Raw genomic sequence first — 18,741 nt, forward strand, 5'->3', positions numbered from 1 at the left:
GCCGGGGACAGGGGGCAGGGGGCACGAGATCTTCGACGGCAGCCTGCCCCTGCGGACCAATTGGCGGTCCGCGACGCACTGCGTGCCGACCCCGGGCTGCGGGAGCGCTACGGTGCGGTGAAATCCCGGCTCACGGCCGAGACGAACATAGACATCGACCGGTACCTCGCGGGAAAGTCCGCGGTGCTGCAGGACATCCTGGCGGGCACCGACCTCACAGCCGCCGAAAAGAACGAAATCTACAACCTCAACGCCCGCCCATGAGGCGGGCTTGCTGCCCGGGGCGGAAGCCGATCTGCCCAGGTCGTGTCCGGCCCGCCCGGAGAACCGCCCGCTGAGGAATCCCGCAGTGCGCCTACGGCCGTCGCGGTTACCAGTCGTCATGGCTCCCGGCCGTCGGCGCGATGCTTTGCAGGTGGCTCGAGGTGGGTGCTGCGCTACGCCGGCCAACGACGAACCAGGAAGCCGGACCGAGGATAGGAAAAGCGAGCACCATCAAGACCCAAACGGCCTGCGCCGTTCTGGTCAGGTGGCGTGACCGCGCGATGCTGATGAGGGCCACCACGACAATGGCTACCGCCAGCGCACCGGCTCCCTGCGCGCTGAGCTCCCACGCATCCGGAATCACCGGATTCAAGCTATCCTCGGCTATTGTCACCATCTTGACCCCATCGTTGCACTATTGAATACTCCACTGCTTCACCTACCTTAGCGATACCGATAGTGAAGACCGCCCCGGGTTTCCGTGACTTCTGGCCAGACGGAGCAGGCCTCGGCTTATCCCCAAATGACAGGGTCTGAGGGTCGCTCCCGGATTCACGTCGCCGCGTCCTGTATGTGTGCAGCCGCCAGCGAGCAAACGGGAGGTCATCCCAACCTAGGTCTGCTCGTAGCGATGGTGCTCATCAGTCGTCAACCTACGGTGGCTCCCTCGCATGAACTGCTCAAGGAGGATGACCAGGTCCTAACCGTGACCACAGTCATGCAGTTGCAGGGCCACTCCCCCATGAAGGAGTAGGAACTTGTACCCGAAGTGGGACTCGAACCGGACACCTGCCCCGCAAACGCCGCTCCCCCGAAAACCTCGCAATCCGGACCAGTCCGGCACCGATACGGCCCAGCCCGAGACCCGAAGTGTGGACACTGTCCACACCCTCACTTATCCGCGCTGAAGGCATTTTCGACAAACGTACCGCGCATTGACAGGGTGCTGTCCGCTAAGTGTTGCAATCACCGTAAGAGCCCAAGGAACCTTTTTCTCCACAGTCCCGCACCCGAGCGCCCGAAAGGTTTTAGTTGGAATGCTTCGCCAGCCTCGGGTTTGTTCGGAGCTGATCCGCGTTGCATCGTGGAAGGCGGCATTTCTGCCCCCTTCAGAAGACCGGTGCACCGAAATAGGGAGCTTTCAGTGTGGATGTGCTCACTGTGGACGTCCACGGGATGGTCCCTGCTGGTTAGCTACGGGTACCTGCAGCGGCTTCGACAGCGGCGCCGGCGATGTGAAGTCCGAGCTCAACGGCTCTTTCAGCGTCCATTCCCCGGAGCAGCATTCCGAGCACCCCGGTGTAGACGAGGACGAGTTGCGCGACCAGGGCGTCTACGTGGTTTGCGCCGACGACCGGGACTGCCAGCTCTCTAAGCCGCGATGTCAGCAATTGCGTGTCACTGGCCAGAGCCTTCTGCAGTTCCGGTCCTGGACGAGGTGATTCAGCAGCTACCCCAAGGAATGCGCACCATCGGGCAGCAGTCACACCCCTTCGGTACTCCGTAAGGGCCGGGAATACCGCCAGCAGCTTTTCCCTGGGGGTGGAGGCTTCATCGATGGCCAGCTGCCACGCCTCATCCCAGCGCATCAGGCGACGTTCTAGCGCCTGGGTGATCAGACCTTCCTTGTTGCCGAAGTGCGCGTACAGGGTCGCCGGGGCCACACCCGCACTGCGGAGAATTTCGTCCACGGGCGTGGCCGCCACCCCTTGCGTGAAGGCCAGATCTTCGGTGGCGTCAAGCAAGCGTTCCCGCGTACTGGGCTGTACATCCATAACTCACATCCTATAACGTTCGTTTCAATGAAACGGTCGTTACACCAAGAGCGGACGGGCGCCGGTCCGGTATTCACCGCGGCATGCGTAACACTCATCGGCGCCACCTACGGCCTGGCGAGGCTGGGGTACGGTCTCTTCCTTCCTGCCTTCTCGGCGGCCTTCGCCCTCACTCCCACGGTCGGGGGTCTGCTGGCGTCCGGCGCCTCCGTCACCTACTGCGTCTCAGCGATGCTCGGATTCCGCTTTGCGCCGACCCGCCCCCGCTTGGTCGTTGTCCTCGCCGGGTTGACGGCCACCGGAGGCAGTGCGTTGATCGCTGCGGCCCCGGGCACGACGGTGTTCGTGGGAGCGGTACTTCTTGCAGGAATGGGTGCCGGTTTTGCCTCCCCGGCCCTGGTTGAACTGGTGCAACGCAATTTCGAGCCAGCAGGGCAGGACAGGCTTCAATCGGTCGTGAACTCAGGTACTGGTTTCGGCGTCATTGCTGCCGGGACCTTCTCCTTGGTTCTTGGGTCCTCTTGGCGCCTTGCCTGGGCACTGATTGCTGTCGTCTCCTTCAGTGCGATGATCGGCGTACTGCAGTCAGATACCTCCTGCGGTGATTCCGCCCGGGGTTCCCGTCCTGGTTCCCGCCGGCCGACGGCACCCGGGACGCGGCATCGAAGGGCCGGTCTATATCTGCTTAGGCGTCCGGTCACGGCCGCCTTCATTTTCGGCCTAGGCAGTTCCGCGATCTGGGTCCACGGCCGGGCTCTTCTTGAAGGCCTTGGCGGGATGACAGTTGAATCCTCTGCCGCCGCGTGGATTGCACTCGGTGCCGGTGGAGCCGCAGCGGCACTCACGTCCCCGTGGCTTGCTCGGCATACCATTCAGACAACTTGGCCGGTCACTGTGCTGGGCGTCGCAATCACGACCGCGACCTTCGCCATCGCACCGCAAAGCATCGCCGCCAGCTTCGGCGCGGCGGCACTGTTCGGTCTGGCCTACACTGCCGCAACATCGGTGCTCATCATCTGGGCGGCACGGACGGCAAAGAGCAGCGCCACAGGAACCTCAGTGCTCTTCATCAGCCTCGTCCTGGGACAGGCTATGGGAGCAACACTGGTTGGCGCCCTGATCGAAACATTCGAACCCGGCCCGGCATTCATCATCGCCGCAATCATCTGCGGCATCAGCACACTAGGAGCCCTTCACCTGCCTCGGCGCAACGTCCCCGACACCGGCAGAGGCTAGGACTCGGAAGCGTGCCGAGCATCTACGCCGCAGCCCGGGACGGCATCCTCTAGGCCCCAAACCATCTGTGCCACGAGCACTTGGAGGACTTGAGGAAGGCCTGCGAACCCCAGTGCTGATCGAGTGCTGCTGCTCATCGGCGGCACGGTCGTTGCGCGGCGCGCATCCCCATGCCGTTGGCCCGCCTGGATTGGGCGTTGCCGGTCGGCCAGTGCCGCCGGCAACTCCCGCAATAGTCCCTTGAGGAAAAAACATGAGGACCCAAGCGCTTCCCTCCCCCCGAATCTTCAACAGCCACTGGACCCCCGCTGCCCTGCAGGCAGCCGCCGAGCACCACGCCCTGATCCAGACGCATACCGCCTATGCAGCCGCCGTGGCAGCTCTCGCCGGCTATGCAGGACGCATCGATCAGGCGCGGCTGCGGATCATGATCGCCCGGGTCACCGGCAGCACCGAGGGAACCTACTGGATGGCCGCGGCCCTGACCGTCGGGCACCTTGCAATCAGCTTTCCGCAGGCCCTGACCGAACACGAGGCCTCGCTTCTGCTCCAGCCCCTTCTCGCCGCCGAACGCCAGGCAAAATCAGCGGCCAGACGCGCCCCACCGACACGGTACTCGGCATAGGAAACTGACCGAAAAACCAACTAACGGCGGGTACGTGGCATCCCGGACAGAAATACTCGGGGTCATCGTTGGCCTGGGAGGCCTGGGAGGCCTGGCGCTCGTGGCACTTGCAGTGATCGGCAGCACGGGCGGCTGGTTTCCCGCCGGCCGGGTGCTGCGCCCCTTGCACGCCGTACATACCGCCATTGAGGCCGCTGGAGACGGCAGCTTCGACCATCCCGATGCAGGGCCTCCGGGACAAATTCAGGCAGCTTGCCGACGCCTTCGACCAGATGCTCGGGCGCCTCGAGGACGCCTTCGGCAGTCAGGAACGATTCGCGGCCAGCGCCTCGCACAAGCTCAGAACCCCACTCACGGTCATCAAGACCCTCCTCGACGTCGCACAGCGTGAACCTGACGAACCGGACTATCCGCTGCTTATCGAACCCCTGGTATTCGCGAACAACAGGGCCATCCTTGCCGCTCGGGTCAAACGAGCACCATCTTCTGCAGCGGCCATCGAGCGGCTACCGCACGTGCCGATAGGAGCAGCGGGGAATCGGGTTACGTACAGTCAAGGTAGCGGCCTTGCCGACCTGTGATCGAAGGGTCGAGTTCCTTACCCGTCCCTTGTCATCGACCGTGTGCAGGTGATGCAGTGAAGCGATGCATCGGATCCTGCTCCGCGAAGTAGTCATCGACGCCCCGGACGAGGTGTTCGTCAAGACTCGAGCCTTTTGGGGTTCCGCCCTGCTCGCAGAACCGAGGCAGGTGGAGGAGCATCCGGAATTCACCGGCCTCGTCGGCCCCGCTGCCATGTCCTGGGTCGGGCTTCAAAATGTGGGAGCCGCAGCCGCTCGGTTACATCTGGATATTGAAACCGACGATGTGGATGCCGAGGTGCAACGTCTGGTCACGTTGGGTGCAGAAATCGTTGGCCAAGGGCGAACATGGGTCGTGTTGAAAGATCCCGCCGGGCTGCTGTTCTGCGTTGTCCCTCACGAGTCCCCCTGGTTCGAAGAGCGTGCCCGCGTCATCCCCTAGGGAACCCAAATCAGCGCCACGGGCTGGGATCTAGTTTCAGGGTGACAGGGCGCTTCGACTGCAGGGGAGGTAGGCACTTCCCGGCGTCGGTCCGGGCGCCGCCGTGTAAGACTGCTGGCATGGAGGCCCCAGCGCGCGACTACGACCTCGTCCTCTTCGGTGCGACCGGCTTCGTCGGTGAACTGATCGCAGGATACCTTGCGGACCACGCTCCGCCGGACCTGCGCGTGGGGCTCGCCGGGAGGTCGAGAGTGAAGCTCGAGGCTGTACGGTCCAGGCTGCCCGTCGCCGCACACGACTGGGCCCTCATCGAGGCCGACTCGGATCACCCTGACTCGCTTGCTGCGCTGGCCGCGGGCACCCGGGTTCTCTTCACCGCGGTGGGTCCCTACGCGAAGTACGGACTGCCCGTCGTCGAGGCGTGTGCCCGCGCTGGCACCCACTACGGGGACCTGACCGGCGAGGTGTCCTTCCTCCGTGAAGCCATCGACCGTTGCGACGCCCTGGCAAGGACCACCGGTGCACGGATCGTCCATGCCTGCGGCTACGACTCCGTCCCGTCGGACCTCGCAGTGCTCCTCCTACACCAGGCCGTGGAGGCCGACGGCGCGGGCGGACTGACCGAGGTGCGACTCGTCGCCAGGGCCAAGGGTGGCTTCAGCGGCGGCACCATCGAATCGATGCGTGGTCAGCTCGAGGGCATGAGGTCGGATCCTGTGCTGCGATCGCTCGCGGGCGATCCCTACTCCCTTAGTCCGGACCGGACGGCGGAGCCCGAGACCCGGCAGCCGGCGGACCTGGGGTGGGTCGGCCGTGCGGAGGACGGCCTGCGGACCGCACCCTTCATCATGGCGTCAGCGAACACGCGGATCGTGCGTCGCAGCAACGCCCTGCAGGGTTGGGCCTACGGCCGGTCCCTGCGGTACGGCGAAGTGATGGGTATGGGCCGGGGGCCCGCCGGCGCCGTCATCGCCGGAGCGACGGCGCTTGGCCTACGGATGTTCGGGGCCGCACTGGCCCTGCCTCCCACGAGGAAACTACTGGACCGCGTCCTTCCGTCGCCCGGCGCGGGCCCGAGCGAGGCCGCGCGGCGCTCAGGCTGGTTCCGTTCCCAGGTGACTGCTTCCACCGAGAGCGGCCGGCGGTACCGGGCCGTCGCAGCCGGGCCCGGCGACCCGGGATACGCCGCCACCGCCGTGATGGCCGGGGAGACAGCGCTCTCACTTGCCCTGGACGGCGACCGCCTGCCGCCCGCCGCAGGATCGCTGACCCCGGCGACCGCCCTCGGCGACGTCCTGGTAAATCGGCTGCGCGCAGCAGGCCATACCTACGAAGTAAATGCCCTCACCTGACGGACGCCGATCGGACCACAGTTCACCCCAGTGCGTCTCTAAACCTAAAGCTTCCCAGGACACTCTGACATCCCTCCATACAAGCATCCAATCCGCTGGCGTTTGCATGTCCGAAGGGTGTTTCAAAACGCGTCTCAGCGTGAAGTGTCTCAGTGATGGTGCCGAAGGGAGGTTGAGAGCCTGGGTTCAACCAAGGGATCTTCTCATCCTCAATCACTTCCAAAACGGTTTTCTTCAGAAGGTGGCGTTGGACGTTTGAGCGGTCCTTGAGCCCCTCGAAGCCGTCCTCCGCCCCGCGCTCCTGCCCGAATTGCGCCTACGGGACCGCGAGGACAGTCAGTAATACCCGGACCACGATCGCCAAAAGTCGCGAACATTGGCGCGACATTGCCTACAAAGGTGTGACGCAGTAGTGCGACCTCGGCCTCCGCACCCTCGCAGAGGCGAATCGCAAGTTATTGGCCGACCTGTGCAGCGCCGCTTTTGTCTTCTCCAACAACGACGCCATTGCAGCCGGGTCGACCCTGGGCAGGGGTTAACCCCTGAAATAGCCTTGTAGTGAGGTCCACGCCGGTGCGGCCCTCACTCCGCGCTTGCGAGCTGAGCCGGCCGGGTGGCACACCGCCGACGCGGTAATGAGCCGCAGTTTTTGCGGCTTCGCACCCACATTGATCGTTCCCCTGCCGCGTTGGACCCGCCCGCGAAACTGTCCGTTGAGAGATCTCAATATAAGACGCCGAACGACTAGGCATGCGGGCAGGTGATCCTTGGGTCCCTGTCACGGGCGAACCCACCGACCACGAGCAGGGACTTCCTCAGATCCTGTCGGCCAAAAACGGGATCGGGACTAGTGGCGCTCACCGTCACCCCCCTCAGAGAACCAGCCGGGCTTCTGAATCCATGACAACACCGATCCCGCTATTTGGCGAGACCCGCTCCCGCCGAGGCATCAGGCGGGCAACCGGGGTCTTCACTCCCCGTCCGGACCAAGCACACCTACACGACAAACCACCAGTTCCCGTACCCGCCCTACACAAGCACCCAGATACGCGAATACGGAGGGGCTGCGGGCCGTTTCGGCTGTTCAGATGCACCTCAGCTGTGTTGTCGACCCCTGCAACAGAGGTCTCGCTCACCCGCTTGCTGCCGTTCATCCATTGACACCGCAGTGTGACCCACATAACATATTCACATACAGTCACTAGTGAATGGATATGCGTCATGCTAACTGCAGATGTTTCACAGGCCGCGGAGTGGCGGTCTCTTCGAAAGGATCTTTTGAAAGGTGATGCCTCGTTCCGCGCCGAGAAACTGCACGAGCGGGCTCAAGCCACTAGGCGCTCGATCCTGGACATGATTTCCACCGCGGGGCAGGGTCACATCGGCGGAGATTTCTCGGTGACGGACATCCTCACCGTGCTCTTCGACGCCGTGCTGGATGTCGACCCGGAAGATCCCCGTAAGGACGGACGCGATCACTTCGTCCTCAGCAAGGGCCACTGCGCGGCCGCCCTCTACTCCACGCTCGCTCACTGCGGGTTCTTCTCCGCTGATGAGCTCAGGACGTTCATGGAACCCATGTCGGCCCTGAACGGGCATCCGAACCGGGTTAAAGTCCCCGGGGTTGAGACCAACACCGGTCCTTTGGGCCATGGACTTCCCGTCGCCGTCGGGGCTGCCATCGGCGCCAGGCTCCGAGGCAACAATTCAAATGTGTACGTGGTCCTTGGCGACGGTGAGATGCAGGAAGGCAGCAACTGGGAGGCGCTGATGTCCGCGTCGCACCAGAAGCTGGAAAACCTTCACGTCATCGTCGACCGCAACCGCCTGCAGCAGGGCGCCGGCACCGAGGACACTAACGGATTGGATCCGCTCGACGCCCGCCTCGCCGCTTTCGGTCTTGAGGTCAGGATCGTCGACGGCCATGACTACAACGCACTTCTCGAAGCGATGGCACCCTCCACGACGGGGTCCCCTGTGGCCGTCATTGCCAACACCATCAAGGGCAAAGGCGTGTCCTTCATCGAGGACCGCGTCGAATGGCACCACAAGGTGCCCTCGAAAGAACAAACCACCCAGGCATTCCAGGAGCTGTCATGACCACCGCCCCCGCGCTCAAGGAAGCGCCCACTTTCGACAACCGGCAGGATTTCGCCGATGAACTGATCCAGCTTGCAAGGACCAACGAGCGCATCGTTGCGGTCTGCAACGACTCTGTAGGTTCAAGTAACCTGAACAAGTTCCGCGATGAGTTTCCCGACCGCCTAATCAATGTCGGTATTGCCGAGCAGAACATGGTGGGCGTCAGTGCCGGTCTGGCCAATGCCGGCCTTATCCCCTTCGTCTGCGCGGCGGGCCCATTCCTGACCGGACGCTCGCTGGAACAGATCAAGGCCGACGTCGCGTACAGCCAGCACAACGTCATCCTGTGCGGCATGAGCCCTGGCATGGCGTACGGAGAGCTGGGCCCTACGCACCACTCCGTCGAGGACTTCTCCTGGCTCCGGGCGCTGCCCGGTCTGGACATTGTGGTACCGGCCGACGGGGACCAGACCCGCGCCGCGATCCGCAACGCCGTCGCGAACCCGCGCCCCACCTATATCCGCGTCGGCCGCTTCAAAGTGCCGAAGGTTTCCGACCATGACCCCAGCTTTGAACGCGGCAAGTTCGTCGTGGCCCGCGAAGGCTCGGACATGACCATCATCGCCGCCGGCACCGAAGTGTCCCGGGCCCTCTGGGCAGCAGCTTCACTTGAGGCTGACGGGATCTCTGCCCGGGTGCTGAACGCGACCTACCTGAGCCCCCTTGATGAGGCAGCCATCACCGCTGCCGCACGGGAGACCCGGGCCATCGTCACTGCCGAGGAAGCCAACGTGGCCGGCGGGCTGGGCGCGGCCGTCGCCAGTATCGTCGGTCAGCTCGAGGATGAAGCGCGCGTCCCGCTGCGCATCTTGGGTCTGAAGGATTTCGCACCTACGGGCAGCACCCAATACCTGCTTGAGCACTTCGGCCTCGAGGCTGAGGACATCGCCAATGCTGCCCGTGGAGCATTGAACCGTGACTGAACACATCGGTGCCGCTGCCGGGTCGTCTGTCGTCATTGCAGTGGATCAGGGCACTAGCGCCACCAAAGCACTCGTCATGGATGCGGCCGGAAGTATTTCCGGACGCGCCCAGGTGAGTCTCACCCAACAACATCCACAGCCGGGATGGGTTGAGCAGGATCCGCTGGACATCAGGAACAGTGTTACCTCAGCCATCGGTGCAAGCCTCAAGGGGCTCGGATCATCCGCCGTTGCCGGCATCGGTTTGAGCACCCAGCGGGAATCCATCATGATCTGGGACAGGATCACGGGTGCTCCGCTCGGCCCGATCCTGGGATGGCAGGACCGTCGCACGGTGCAGCGTGCGAAGGAACTCATCTCCGATGGAGCCGGACCTATGGTGCAGCGTGTTTCCGGGCTGCCGATCGATCCGATGTTCTCGGCGCTGAAGCTGCAGTGGCTGCTGGACGATGTAGATCCTGACCGGCGGCTGAGCCGGGCGGGAAAGATAGCTGCCGGAACGGTGGATTCCTGGCTCGTGAACTGCCTGACCGGCGAGCACCGCATCGAAGCCGGGAACGCGAGCCGTACTCAGCTGTTGAACCTGGACGCGGTTGATTGGGACACCGGTCTCCTTGACCTCTTCCGGGTCCCCTCCGAGGTCCTGCCTGAAGTCGTGGCCTCCAACGCCCCGACCCGGTCCTTGCTGGGAACGGATGCTGTCGGTGCGGCAGTGTGCGCGGTGCTGGGTGATTCCCACTCGGCCCTCTACGCACACGGAATCCGTGAAGCCGGAGCAGTCAAGGCAACCTACGGCACGGGCAGCTCCATCATGGGCCTCCTGAATCGGGAGGGGATCAGCGGTCAGTTGGAGGGACTTGTGCGCACCCTCGCCTGGCACGACGGGACACCCCGGTATGCGTTTGAAGGTAATATTCTCGCGACCGGCGCCACAGCCGTGTGGCTCGCCCAGGTGCTGGGCACCGACGTGGCACATTTGGACTCCCTGGCTCGAACGGTGGAGAGCAGCGGAGGCGTCAATGTCGTTCCCGCCTTCGCCGGGCTCGGAGCTCCCTGGTGGGACGAACGGGCGGAGGCTGCCATCAGCGGCTTCAATCTAGGCACCACAAGCGCTCACCTAGCCCGGGCAGCCTTCGAATCCATTGCGCTTCAGATTGAGGACGTCCTCTCAGCAGCAGAGAAGTCGACCACGACCCGCATCGGCTCGGTCCTGGCTGACGGCGGGCCGACCTCCAACGCCTGGTTGATGCAGATGCAGGCCAACCTGAGCCAGCGGACGGTACTGCGCAGCACCATCCCGGATCTGTCAGCCTTGGGCGTGGCCCATATGGCCGCCGTCCAGAGCGGACTCTGCAGTGCCGATGAAATCGACGCGATGCCCCGCAACCGTACCGAGATCGCCCCGGACCTGCCAGCAGCAGAAGCGAATGCCAGAAAGCTCAGCTGGGCCAGGGCAGTGTCCCGTGCGCGCTGGACTCCCGGGGAAGAACCCGGCACCACCCAACAGCAGGACGGCGCCTTGGCGTCCACAGCGAAAGGCTCAGGACAATGAACCCTGTCGGATCGGAAATCTTTGCGGGTCACTTCAGGAGCCGCCGGGTCATGGTGACCGGGGGCGGGAGCGGGATCGGCTTTGGGATAGCCCAGGCTTTTGCTGAAGCCGGCGCCTCGGTGCTCCTGGTCGACCGGAACCCCCTCGTCTCGGACTCGGCCGCGCAGCTTCGCGAAGCGGGATATGACGCCGAGCATGCTGTCGCCGACGTCACGGACGAAGCACAGGTCAAGGCAGCTTTCGCCCGGGTCGTTGATCTGTGGGGCGGCTTGGACGTTCTGGTGAACAACGCGGGCATCATCACCATTTCCAACCTGGAAGATCTTAGCCTCGAGGAGTTCAACAAGGTTCTCGCGGTCAACACAACTGCCGTCTTCCTGTGCTGCCGTGAGGCCGCTGGCCTGCTGAGAGCCAGCGGGAAGGGCGTCATCCTGAACGCCTCCAGCGGACAGGGACGTCAGGGCTTCATTTACACTCCGCACTACGCGGCCAGCAAGTTCGGTGTCATAGGGCTGAGTCAGTCCCTGGCGAAGGAACTCGCCCCTTCCGGTGTCCGGGTCAACAGTTACTGCCCTGGCATCGTCAAAACCGAGATGTGGGAATACAACGACCGGGAGTGGGGAAGACGGCTGGGCGACTACAAGCCGGGTGAGCTGATCCAGGAATGGATCGACGGGATTCCGCTCAAACGGCCGGCCGAAGCCACGGACGTCGCCAACCTCCTGCTGTTTTTGGCTTCCGATGCAGGAAGCTACATCACCGGACAGGCCATCAACATTGATGGCGGAATGTTCATGAACTAGCCCAACCTCAACTGCCAACGGAGTCAACCATGAGTCAACAATTAGCCCACCGCCCCGGCGGAGCGGATCCCGCAGGAGCCGACGCCAAGGCGCCCATCTTTTCCACCCTCAGCGCACGCTTCTTCTCGGGCAGCGGCGGCGCCTTGCTCGGCCTCCTTGTGCTATTTATCGTTCTGAGCATCGCGGCCCCGAACTTCCTAACGACCAGAAACCTCATCAACATTCTCGACCAGGTCACGGTCCTGGGCATTCTGGCGGTCGGGGCGACCGCGGTCATCATCACCGGCGGAATCGACCTGTCCGTCGGAGCGGTCCTTGGCCTTTCGACCATGGTACTGGGTTGGCTCTCGCACGACGGCGGCTGGCCAATGTGGTTGGCCATGCTCGCCGCGATCGGCGTGGGCGCCCTGGCGGGCTGCCTGAACGGCCTAGGCATCACCTACGCTCAGTTGCCGCCCTTCATCGCAACACTGGCGATGATGTCCATTGCGCGCGGCCTGGCCAACCTCATCACCGACGGCCAGCAGATCGTGGGGTACCCGGAGTGGTTCTTCAACCTCTCCTCCGAACGGTACCTCGGATTCTTTTCGGTCACCCTCCTGGTCGTCCTCGCCCTCTACGCAGCGGGGTGGGCGTGGCTGAAGTACCGATCGTCGGGCCGCTCGATCTACGCCATCGGAGGTGGCGCCGAAGTCGCCCGGCTGGCCGGCATCCACGTCAAAAAGGTCACCATCTGGGTCTACATTGCAGCCGGAGCCCTCGCCGGGCTCGGAGGCATCGCCCTGGCCAGCCGGCTTGACTCCTCCCAGCCCAGCGCCGGAGGCGGATACGAACTGGACGTCATCGCCGCAGTCGTGATCGGAGGCGCCAGCCTCAACGGCGGCGTGGGACGCATCGGTGGCACCGTCATCGGCGTGCTCATTATTGGTGTCCTCCGTAACGGACTGAACCTCATGGGAGTCTCGCCGTTCATCCAACAGATCGTCATCGGCGCCGTAATCGCCATCGCCGTGATGGCCGACGTTCTCCGCCGCAAGCGTTCCTAATACCCCCTTCGGATGCCTCCTGTCGCATACGCGCCCGAGGCCTCCAGCCCAATCCCAGTTTCATCAAAGGAGATACACAATGTTTAGAAAATTCTCGCTGGCGGCTGCGGCCGTCATGGCCAGCGTTTCACTCGCCGCCTGCAATGGTGCCGGAGGTACCGCCGGCGGCGGCGACGACCAAATGACCATCGGACTGGCTGTAGCCAACCAGCAGGCAGATTTCTTCAACCAGATTCGCCAATCGGTAGAAGCAGCCGCCGAGGGACAAGACGTCGAAGTCGTCGTTGCCGATGCCAAGGGCGATTCCAACACCCAGGTATCCCAGATCCAGGACTTCATCACCCAGCAGGTCGACGCGATCATCTACATTCCCGCCGGCGCCACCGCTGCCACGGTTCCCGTGCGCGCCGCCAAGGCTGCCGATATCCCGATCGTGGCCGTGGACCGCAACCCTGAAGGCGAGCCCGGTGACACGTTCATCGCCACCGACAGCGTTGCGGCCGCCAAGACCCTGGGTGAATGGGTAGGAGAGCAGGTCAATGGGGAGGGGCAGTTGGGCGTGATCCAGGGCCAGATCGGCACCACTCCCGAGCAGGCCCGCGACGAAGGTTTCAGCGCCGCAATGGAACAGTTTCCTGAAATCAAGGAAGTAGCCCGTCAGGCATCCCAGCAGTGGGCGCAGGATGAGGGGTACCAACTGGCCACCGACATGCTCCAGGCGAATCCCGATATCAACATCTTCTTCGGCCGTGCGGACGCGCTTGCCCTCGGTGCAGCCCAGGCGGTCCGAAACGCCGGCGTCGACGATGTCACCATTGTCGGTTTCGACGGTGACAAAGCCGGCCTGGAAGCCGTGAAGAACGGAACTTTGGCAGCCACCATCACCCAGCCCACCCAGGCCATGGGCAAGCTCGCCCTGGAGTCTGCGATCAAGCTGGCCAACGGTGAAGAAGTTCCCGCTGAACAGCTCCAGGAAGGTGTTCTGACCACGAAGGAAAACGTCGAACCCTTCATCACCAGCCACCCCTAACCGGCGGCGGGCGGCACTGCCACGGCGCCGCCCGCCCCCGGCCACTGCTAATCAACGGAGCCTAGAATGCGTACTGAGGACAACCGCGGCCTTCGAGTCAGCGGAGTCACCAAACAATACCCCGGCACCATCGCCGTCCAGGACGTCGACCTGGACATCTATCCCGGTGAAGTCGTCGCACTTCTGGGAGAAAACGGTGCGGGAAAGTCCACACTGTCAAGCATCATCGCCGGCGTCACCCAGCCCACCACCGGAACAATGACCTGGAACGGGGAACCCTACTCTCCTGCCACCCCCGGCGATGCGATCGCCGCCGGCATCGGACTTATTCACCAGGAAATGCGCCTCCTCCCCGATCTGACGGTCGCCGAGAACGTCATGGTCGGGCGGTGGCCGATGCGCAGCGGTTTCCTTGATGCACGCTCAATGCGTGAAAAAGCGAAGGTTCAGCTTCAGCGGCTCGGCTTCAAGGGCGGCATGGACGCCACCGTGCGGAACCTGAGCGTCGCCGGGCAGCAGCAGGTGGAGATCGCCAAGGCCCTGATGTTGAATGCTTCATTGCTCATCTTGGATGAACCGACGGCGGCGCTTGGCCAGTCCGAAACTGAAGCTCTATTCGACTGTGTCCGCTCACTTCAGGCCGAAGGTGTCTCCTTCATCTACGTCAGCCACCGTCTGGCCGAAATCGCTCAGATCGCCACCCGCATCGTTGTCCTGCGGGATGGACGCAAGATCACCGAACACGCCTCCGGTGAGGTATCACCGAAACAGCTGGTCGAGGAAATGGTCGGCCGTCCGGTAGAGCGGCTCTTCCCCGAGGTTCCCCCTCCCACGGATAAAGTCGTGCTTCAGGTTCAGGACCTGCACGACAAGGCAGGGAACTTCACGGACGTGTCCTTCAGTGTCCGCGAAGGCGAAATATTTGGAATTGCGGGGATCGTCGGCGCCGGGCGAACCGAACTTGTCCGTGCCATCGCCGGTGCACAGCACCGCCACGGCGGCACGGTGCAGCTCGATGGCCGGACCTTGAAAGCGGATGATCCGATGGCGGCCATCAAAGCCGGCATCGTTCTCATACCTGAGGACCGCAAACAGCAGGGTTTGGTGGTTTCAGACACCATCGAGAACAACATTGCCTTGCCCAATATGACCAAGATCGGATCCGGCGGCTGGATCGCGCCGGCCAAGGTCCGCAAACTCGCCCGGAGCGTGGCCGCGGGCATCGGCATGAAAGGGAATGTCAGCCTGCCTGTGGCGTCCCTCTCAGGCGGTAACCAGCAGAAGGTTGTCATCGGGAAATGGCTGGAGCGCAACCCGCGTCTGGTGATCCTTGATGAGCCCACCCGGGGTATCGACGTCGGTGCCCGGGCTTCCATCTATGAAGTGATCGCGGAACTCGCCCGAAATGGGAACGCCGTCGTCGTGGTCAGTTCCGATCTCGAAGAGGTTCTTGGCTTGGCGCACCGGGTGATGGTCCTTGCGCGCGGGCAGAACCAAGGGATCCTCGACGCCGATGAGGCCTCCCCCACCCGGGTCATGGAACTGGCAACCAGTTAGGAGATCTAGGAGAACGTGAAACAATTTCCTTCTTAGCCTGCCGCCCTACCGAAGGACACGCATTGGTTTCGCGAAATAAGATCCTGTCTTCTGAGCAGCTCGGCCTGGTCGTTAAGGCCGCCCGGATGTATCACGAGCAGAAGCTCAGCCAGGCAGAAATTGCCGAACGGCTCCACGTGTCCCAGTCCCGGGTTTCCCGGTGGTTGTCCGACGCGATCCGGCAGGGAATCGTCCGCACCATTGTCATCGCCCCGCCGGGCACCGAGTCAGACCTTGAAGAAGCTGTTGCAGCAAAATTCGATCTGCAGACAGTGGTTATCGCCGATCCAGGTACTGATGATGAAGCCTCGGTCATCAGGGCGCTCGGCACTGCGGCAGCAGGTTACCTTGAAGTCACGCTTACAGGCGCGAACAGGGTTGGACTGTCTTCCTGGTCCTCCACCCTGTTGGCCACAGTCGATGCCATGGCGCCTCGGAACACTCAGAGCGCCGAGATCGTCGTCCAGGTCATTGGTGGGGTCGGCAACCCCACGGCTCAGGTACGCGCCACGCACCTGGCGGACCGGCTTGCAAGCGTCACGAAAACGACGCCCAGGTTTCTTCCTGCGCCGGGCATTGTTTCCAGCCAGGAAGGCAGGGATGCGCTTTTGGCCGATCCGTTTGTGGCAGAGGTGGCCGCCGAATGGGACCGGCTCGATACCCTGCTGGTTGGCATTGGCAGTATCGAGCCCTCGCCTCTGCTGCGGGATTCGGGGAACTCTCTGGGGGAAGCAGACCTGAGCAACCTGGCCAGGGCCGGAGCAGTCGGGGACGTGTGCCTGCGGTTCTTCGACGAACGAGGCGTACTCATCCAATCGGACTTGAATGATCGGGTGCTGGGCATCAGTCCGGAACAGATATTGAGCATTGATCGCCGCATCGGAGTCGCTGGCGGCAGCAGGAAATACACCGCCATTAAGGCCGCCGTCGAGGGCAACTGGGTCAACGTACTGATCACAGATAAAAAAACCGCGCTGAAGTTGGAATCAGAAAAGGCGCCCACGAGACGATTCACGGAGGAACATCATGAACAACGCACTGTCTTTCTCCCTTGACGGCCGCACCGCTCTCATCACCGGGGGTGGATCCGGAATCGGGCAGGCCATCGCCCTGGGCATTGCCCAACAGAACGGATCCGTTGGCATCGTCGACCTGCCCGGGGACGGCCCGGAAGAATCATTGCACCTCATCCGGTCCGCCGGAGCGAAAGCCACCTTCGTTCCGGCTGACGTGACTGACTCCGAACAGCTTGAGGAGGCCGTCTCAAAGATTCAGGCCGACCTCGGCCCGTTGACCATGGCCGTGAATTCCGCAGGGATCGCCAATGCCGCCCCCGCCGAAGAGATGCCTCTCGCACAGTGGCAGAAGGTCTACGATATCGACGTTACCGGCGTATTCCTTAGCTGCCAGGCCGAAGGCCGGGCCATGCTCAAAAACGGTGGTGGATCTATCGTTAACATCGCCTCCATGTCAGGCTCCATCGTCAACCGTGGATTGCTGCAGGCTCACTACAACAGCGCCAAAGCCGCCGTCATTCACTTGAGTAGGTCCCTCGCGATGGAATGGGCAGAACGAAACATCCGGGTCAACGCCCTCAGCCCCGGATACACCATGACCAAGATGAACAGCCGCCCGGAAATGGTCCACCAAATGGAGATTTTCGCCCAGGAAACCCCCATGAAGCGCATTGCTGACCCGTCGGAGATGGCCGGGCCGGCCGTCTTCCTGCTCTCCGACGCCGCCTCATTCGTCACCGGCATCGATCTGTTGGCCGACGGCGGTTTCTGCGCCCAATAGCGGGAAGGGAAGTCTGCGGCCGCCATGGATCCCGGCAGCCGCAGAGTGCCAAGCCCTAGCTCAGCGCCTCAACGAGCTGCGCGATGCTGATAACCGGCAGACCCTTTTCCCGCCCCAGCTCCAACAGCTCCGGAAGGCGCATCATCTCCCCATCGTCTGCCACTACCTCGGCTATGACCCCGACTGGCGTGAGGCCAGCCAGCTTCAGCAGATCCACGGCAGCCTCGGTATGGCCGGGGCGCTGCCGCACTCCGCCCTCAACAGCGCGCAGGGGAAGAATGTGGCCCGGACGGATTAGGTCAGCTGGACCGGATGCGGCGTCGGCGAGAACCCGTAGGGTCCTAGCCCGGTCAGTAGCACTGATGCCGGTGCTTGCTTGGCCCGCCGCATCCACGGTGATCGTGTAGGCGGTCCTCAGCGAATCCTTATTGTCCTCGGTCATCAACGGCAAGGACAACGCGTCTGCCCGCTCGTTACTCATAGGCGCGCAAACGAACCCGCTCGAGACTCGAATGATCCACGCAAGCCATTCGGGCGTAGCATGCTCGGCTGCCATGATGATGTCACCTTCGTTCTCCCTGTCCTCGTCATCGACTGCAATGACGGGTAGGCCGGCCTTCAAGGCCTCAACGGCGGCACCAATATCGGCAAGAGACATGACATTCCTAGTTCGTGAGGGAACAGTGCGTTCGGTTCATCAGGGGCAGTTCGCTTCGTCATGTCGACACCAGGATCTGCCGCAGCGTGGTCGGGCGTGGCGGTCCAGCAACGGAAGCCCGTCGTGGCTTCGGCCACGAGCGTCGTAACAGCCCGTTTCGCGCGGCTGATGAACCCAGTGATGACCACGTGGAGCACCTCGACCATCCCGGTAGGGCAACGCCATAACAACATTAAAGCAGCTGCAGCCCGAACAATCGTCAGTCCAGCACCCATGAGGGCTGGTGACCGGGCTGCTTCAGTCGGGTGATTCGAGGGCGGGTTCAGGAGACAGTCCAGCCACCTCCTGTCTAAGAACAAGAGCATTCCAGTACAACTAAGGGGACTGCCCCGAGTTTGGTTGGCTCCTGACCCAGAGGGAGCTCGTCTGGGCTAATCGAGAGTTGACGGCGTCAAGGGTCGGCCCCGGATCCCACGGGGCCGCTTCCGGTGTCTCTGCTGCCGCCCGCGAGCAGACCGGATGTCGCCGCAACCAAGGTCTGCTCGTGGTTGTAGTGCTCCTAAGTGGCCAATCTTGAGTGCCCGCCTCACCCGAGCTGCTCGACCAGGAGAATGACTAGGTCAAAAGACCCTCACCGCAGTCATGCAGCTACACCGCCACTCCCCCATGAAGAAGTAAGGAAGCCAAACCGGGCTTGGCTAGAGACAGGAGGCACCCCGCCCGCTGGAAAACTACAACCCGGCCACCAGGTCCGGCACCCGTACGGCCAAATCTTTGACCCAAAGTGTGGACACTGTGGGGGGGGGGGGGGGGGGGGGGGGGGGGGGGGGGGGGGGGGGGGGGGGGGGGGGGGGGGGGGGGGGGGGGGGGGGGGGGGGGGGGGGGGGGGGGGGGGGGGGGGGGGGGGGGGGGGGGGGGG

The 18,741-nt window shown here is 63.3% G+C and carries 16 protein-coding genes and 2 pseudogenes; 15 read left to right on the top strand and 3 right to left on the bottom strand.

Translation table 11 applies throughout. The features are described 5' to 3' along the window. Window positions 1–54: 54 nt before the first annotated feature. A pseudogene (locus E2F48_RS03870) lies at window positions 55–264 on the top strand (GrpB family protein); the annotation flags it as partial. A 106-nt stretch (window positions 265–370) separates the two neighbouring features. On the opposite strand, the gene E2F48_RS03875 reads toward E2F48_RS03870, so the two are convergent. Together E2F48_RS03875 and E2F48_RS03880 are read right to left on the bottom strand one after the other, a co-directional pair. Further along, window positions 371–661 (bottom strand): PLD nuclease N-terminal domain-containing protein, encoded by a 291-nt coding sequence (locus tag E2F48_RS03875; protein WP_133402636.1) that lies wholly within the window; start codon window positions 659–661, stop codon window positions 371–373. Between the two features lie 793 nt (window positions 662–1,454). Then, the gene (locus E2F48_RS03880; RefSeq protein ID WP_133402637.1) at window positions 1,455–2,039 is read right to left on the bottom strand and encodes a TetR/AcrR family transcriptional regulator; all 585 of its coding nucleotides are present in this window, start codon (window positions 2,037–2,039) and stop codon (window positions 1,455–1,457) included. 27 nt (window positions 2,040–2,066) lie between these two features. Here E2F48_RS03880 and E2F48_RS03885 point away from each other — a divergent pair, with 27 nt between their 5' ends. The 14 genes from E2F48_RS03885 (at window position 2,067) to E2F48_RS03950 (ending at window position 17,164) form a co-directional block, all read left to right on the top strand. Next, a complete protein-coding gene (locus tag E2F48_RS03885; protein ID WP_133402638.1) occupies window positions 2,067–3,275 on the top strand; it encodes an MFS transporter in 1,209 nt (402 codons plus the stop codon). Between the two features lie 253 nt (window positions 3,276–3,528). Beyond that, window positions 3,529–3,900: a hypothetical protein gene (locus E2F48_RS03890; protein ID WP_133402639.1), complete on the top strand. Its 372-nt coding sequence runs from the start codon at window positions 3,529–3,531 to the stop codon at window positions 3,898–3,900. Window positions 3,901–4,085: 185 nt separating this feature from the next. Further along, a complete protein-coding gene (locus E2F48_RS03895; protein ID WP_221411607.1) occupies window positions 4,086–4,481 on the top strand; it encodes a histidine kinase dimerization/phospho-acceptor domain-containing protein in 396 nt (131 codons plus the stop codon). Window positions 4,482–4,545: 64 nt separating this feature from the next. After that, the gene (locus E2F48_RS17245; protein ID WP_165968680.1) at window positions 4,546–4,923 is read left to right on the top strand and encodes a VOC family protein; all 378 of its coding nucleotides are present in this window, start codon (window positions 4,546–4,548) and stop codon (window positions 4,921–4,923) included. Window positions 4,924–5,042: 119 nt separating this feature from the next. Further along, the gene (locus E2F48_RS03905) at window positions 5,043–6,275 is read left to right on the top strand and encodes a saccharopine dehydrogenase family protein (RefSeq protein ID WP_133402640.1); all 1,233 of its coding nucleotides are present in this window, start codon (window positions 5,043–5,045) and stop codon (window positions 6,273–6,275) included. Between the two features lie 1,221 nt (window positions 6,276–7,496). Beyond that, window positions 7,497–8,375, top strand: coding sequence for a transketolase (locus tag E2F48_RS03910; RefSeq protein ID WP_133402641.1), 879 nt, complete (start codon window positions 7,497–7,499; stop codon window positions 8,373–8,375). Beyond that, on the top strand, window positions 8,372–9,340 hold the full coding sequence (locus E2F48_RS03915; RefSeq protein WP_133402642.1) for a transketolase family protein: 969 nt from the start codon (window positions 8,372–8,374) through the stop codon (window positions 9,338–9,340). Before E2F48_RS03910 ends, E2F48_RS03915 begins: the two co-directional genes overlap by 4 nt. Beyond that, window positions 9,333–10,892: an FGGY-family carbohydrate kinase gene (locus tag E2F48_RS03920; protein ID WP_221411609.1), complete on the top strand. Its 1,560-nt coding sequence runs from the start codon at window positions 9,333–9,335 to the stop codon at window positions 10,890–10,892. The genes E2F48_RS03915 and E2F48_RS03920 overlap by 8 nt, the downstream gene beginning before the upstream one ends. Then, a complete protein-coding gene (locus tag E2F48_RS03925; RefSeq protein ID WP_133402643.1) occupies window positions 10,889–11,695 on the top strand; it encodes an SDR family NAD(P)-dependent oxidoreductase in 807 nt (268 codons plus the stop codon). Before E2F48_RS03920 ends, E2F48_RS03925 begins: the two co-directional genes overlap by 4 nt. Before the next feature lie 29 nt (window positions 11,696–11,724). Next, entirely contained in the window at window positions 11,725–12,741 is a 1,017-nt protein-coding gene (locus E2F48_RS03930; protein ID WP_133402644.1) for an ABC transporter permease, read from the top strand. A 79-nt stretch (window positions 12,742–12,820) separates the two neighbouring features. Continuing rightward, complete coding sequence (locus E2F48_RS03935) at window positions 12,821–13,771, top strand: substrate-binding domain-containing protein (protein ID WP_133402645.1); 951 nt, start codon at window positions 12,821–12,823, stop codon at window positions 13,769–13,771. Between the two features lie 66 nt (window positions 13,772–13,837). After that, window positions 13,838–15,328, top strand: coding sequence for a sugar ABC transporter ATP-binding protein (locus E2F48_RS03940; protein WP_133402646.1), 1,491 nt, complete (start codon window positions 13,838–13,840; stop codon window positions 15,326–15,328). A gap of 62 nt (window positions 15,329–15,390) precedes the next feature. Continuing rightward, window positions 15,391–16,422, top strand: a complete 1,032-nt coding sequence (locus tag E2F48_RS03945) for a sugar-binding transcriptional regulator (RefSeq protein ID WP_165968681.1) — start codon at window positions 15,391–15,393, stop codon at window positions 16,420–16,422. After that, window positions 16,394–17,164: an SDR family oxidoreductase gene (locus E2F48_RS03950; protein ID WP_133402648.1), complete on the top strand. Its 771-nt coding sequence runs from the start codon at window positions 16,394–16,396 to the stop codon at window positions 17,162–17,164. Before E2F48_RS03945 ends, E2F48_RS03950 begins: the two co-directional genes overlap by 29 nt. Window positions 17,165–17,225: 61 nt before the next feature. On the opposite strand, the pseudogene ribB reads toward E2F48_RS03950, so the two are convergent. After that, window positions 17,226–17,822 (bottom strand): annotated as a pseudogene (gene ribB / locus E2F48_RS03955) (3,4-dihydroxy-2-butanone-4-phosphate synthase); the annotation flags it as partial. Window positions 17,823–18,741 lie beyond the last annotated feature (919 nt).

This window comes from Arthrobacter crusticola, assembly GCF_004357995.1.
GTDB lineage: Bacteria > Actinomycetota > Actinomycetes > Actinomycetales > Micrococcaceae > Arthrobacter_D > Arthrobacter_D crusticola.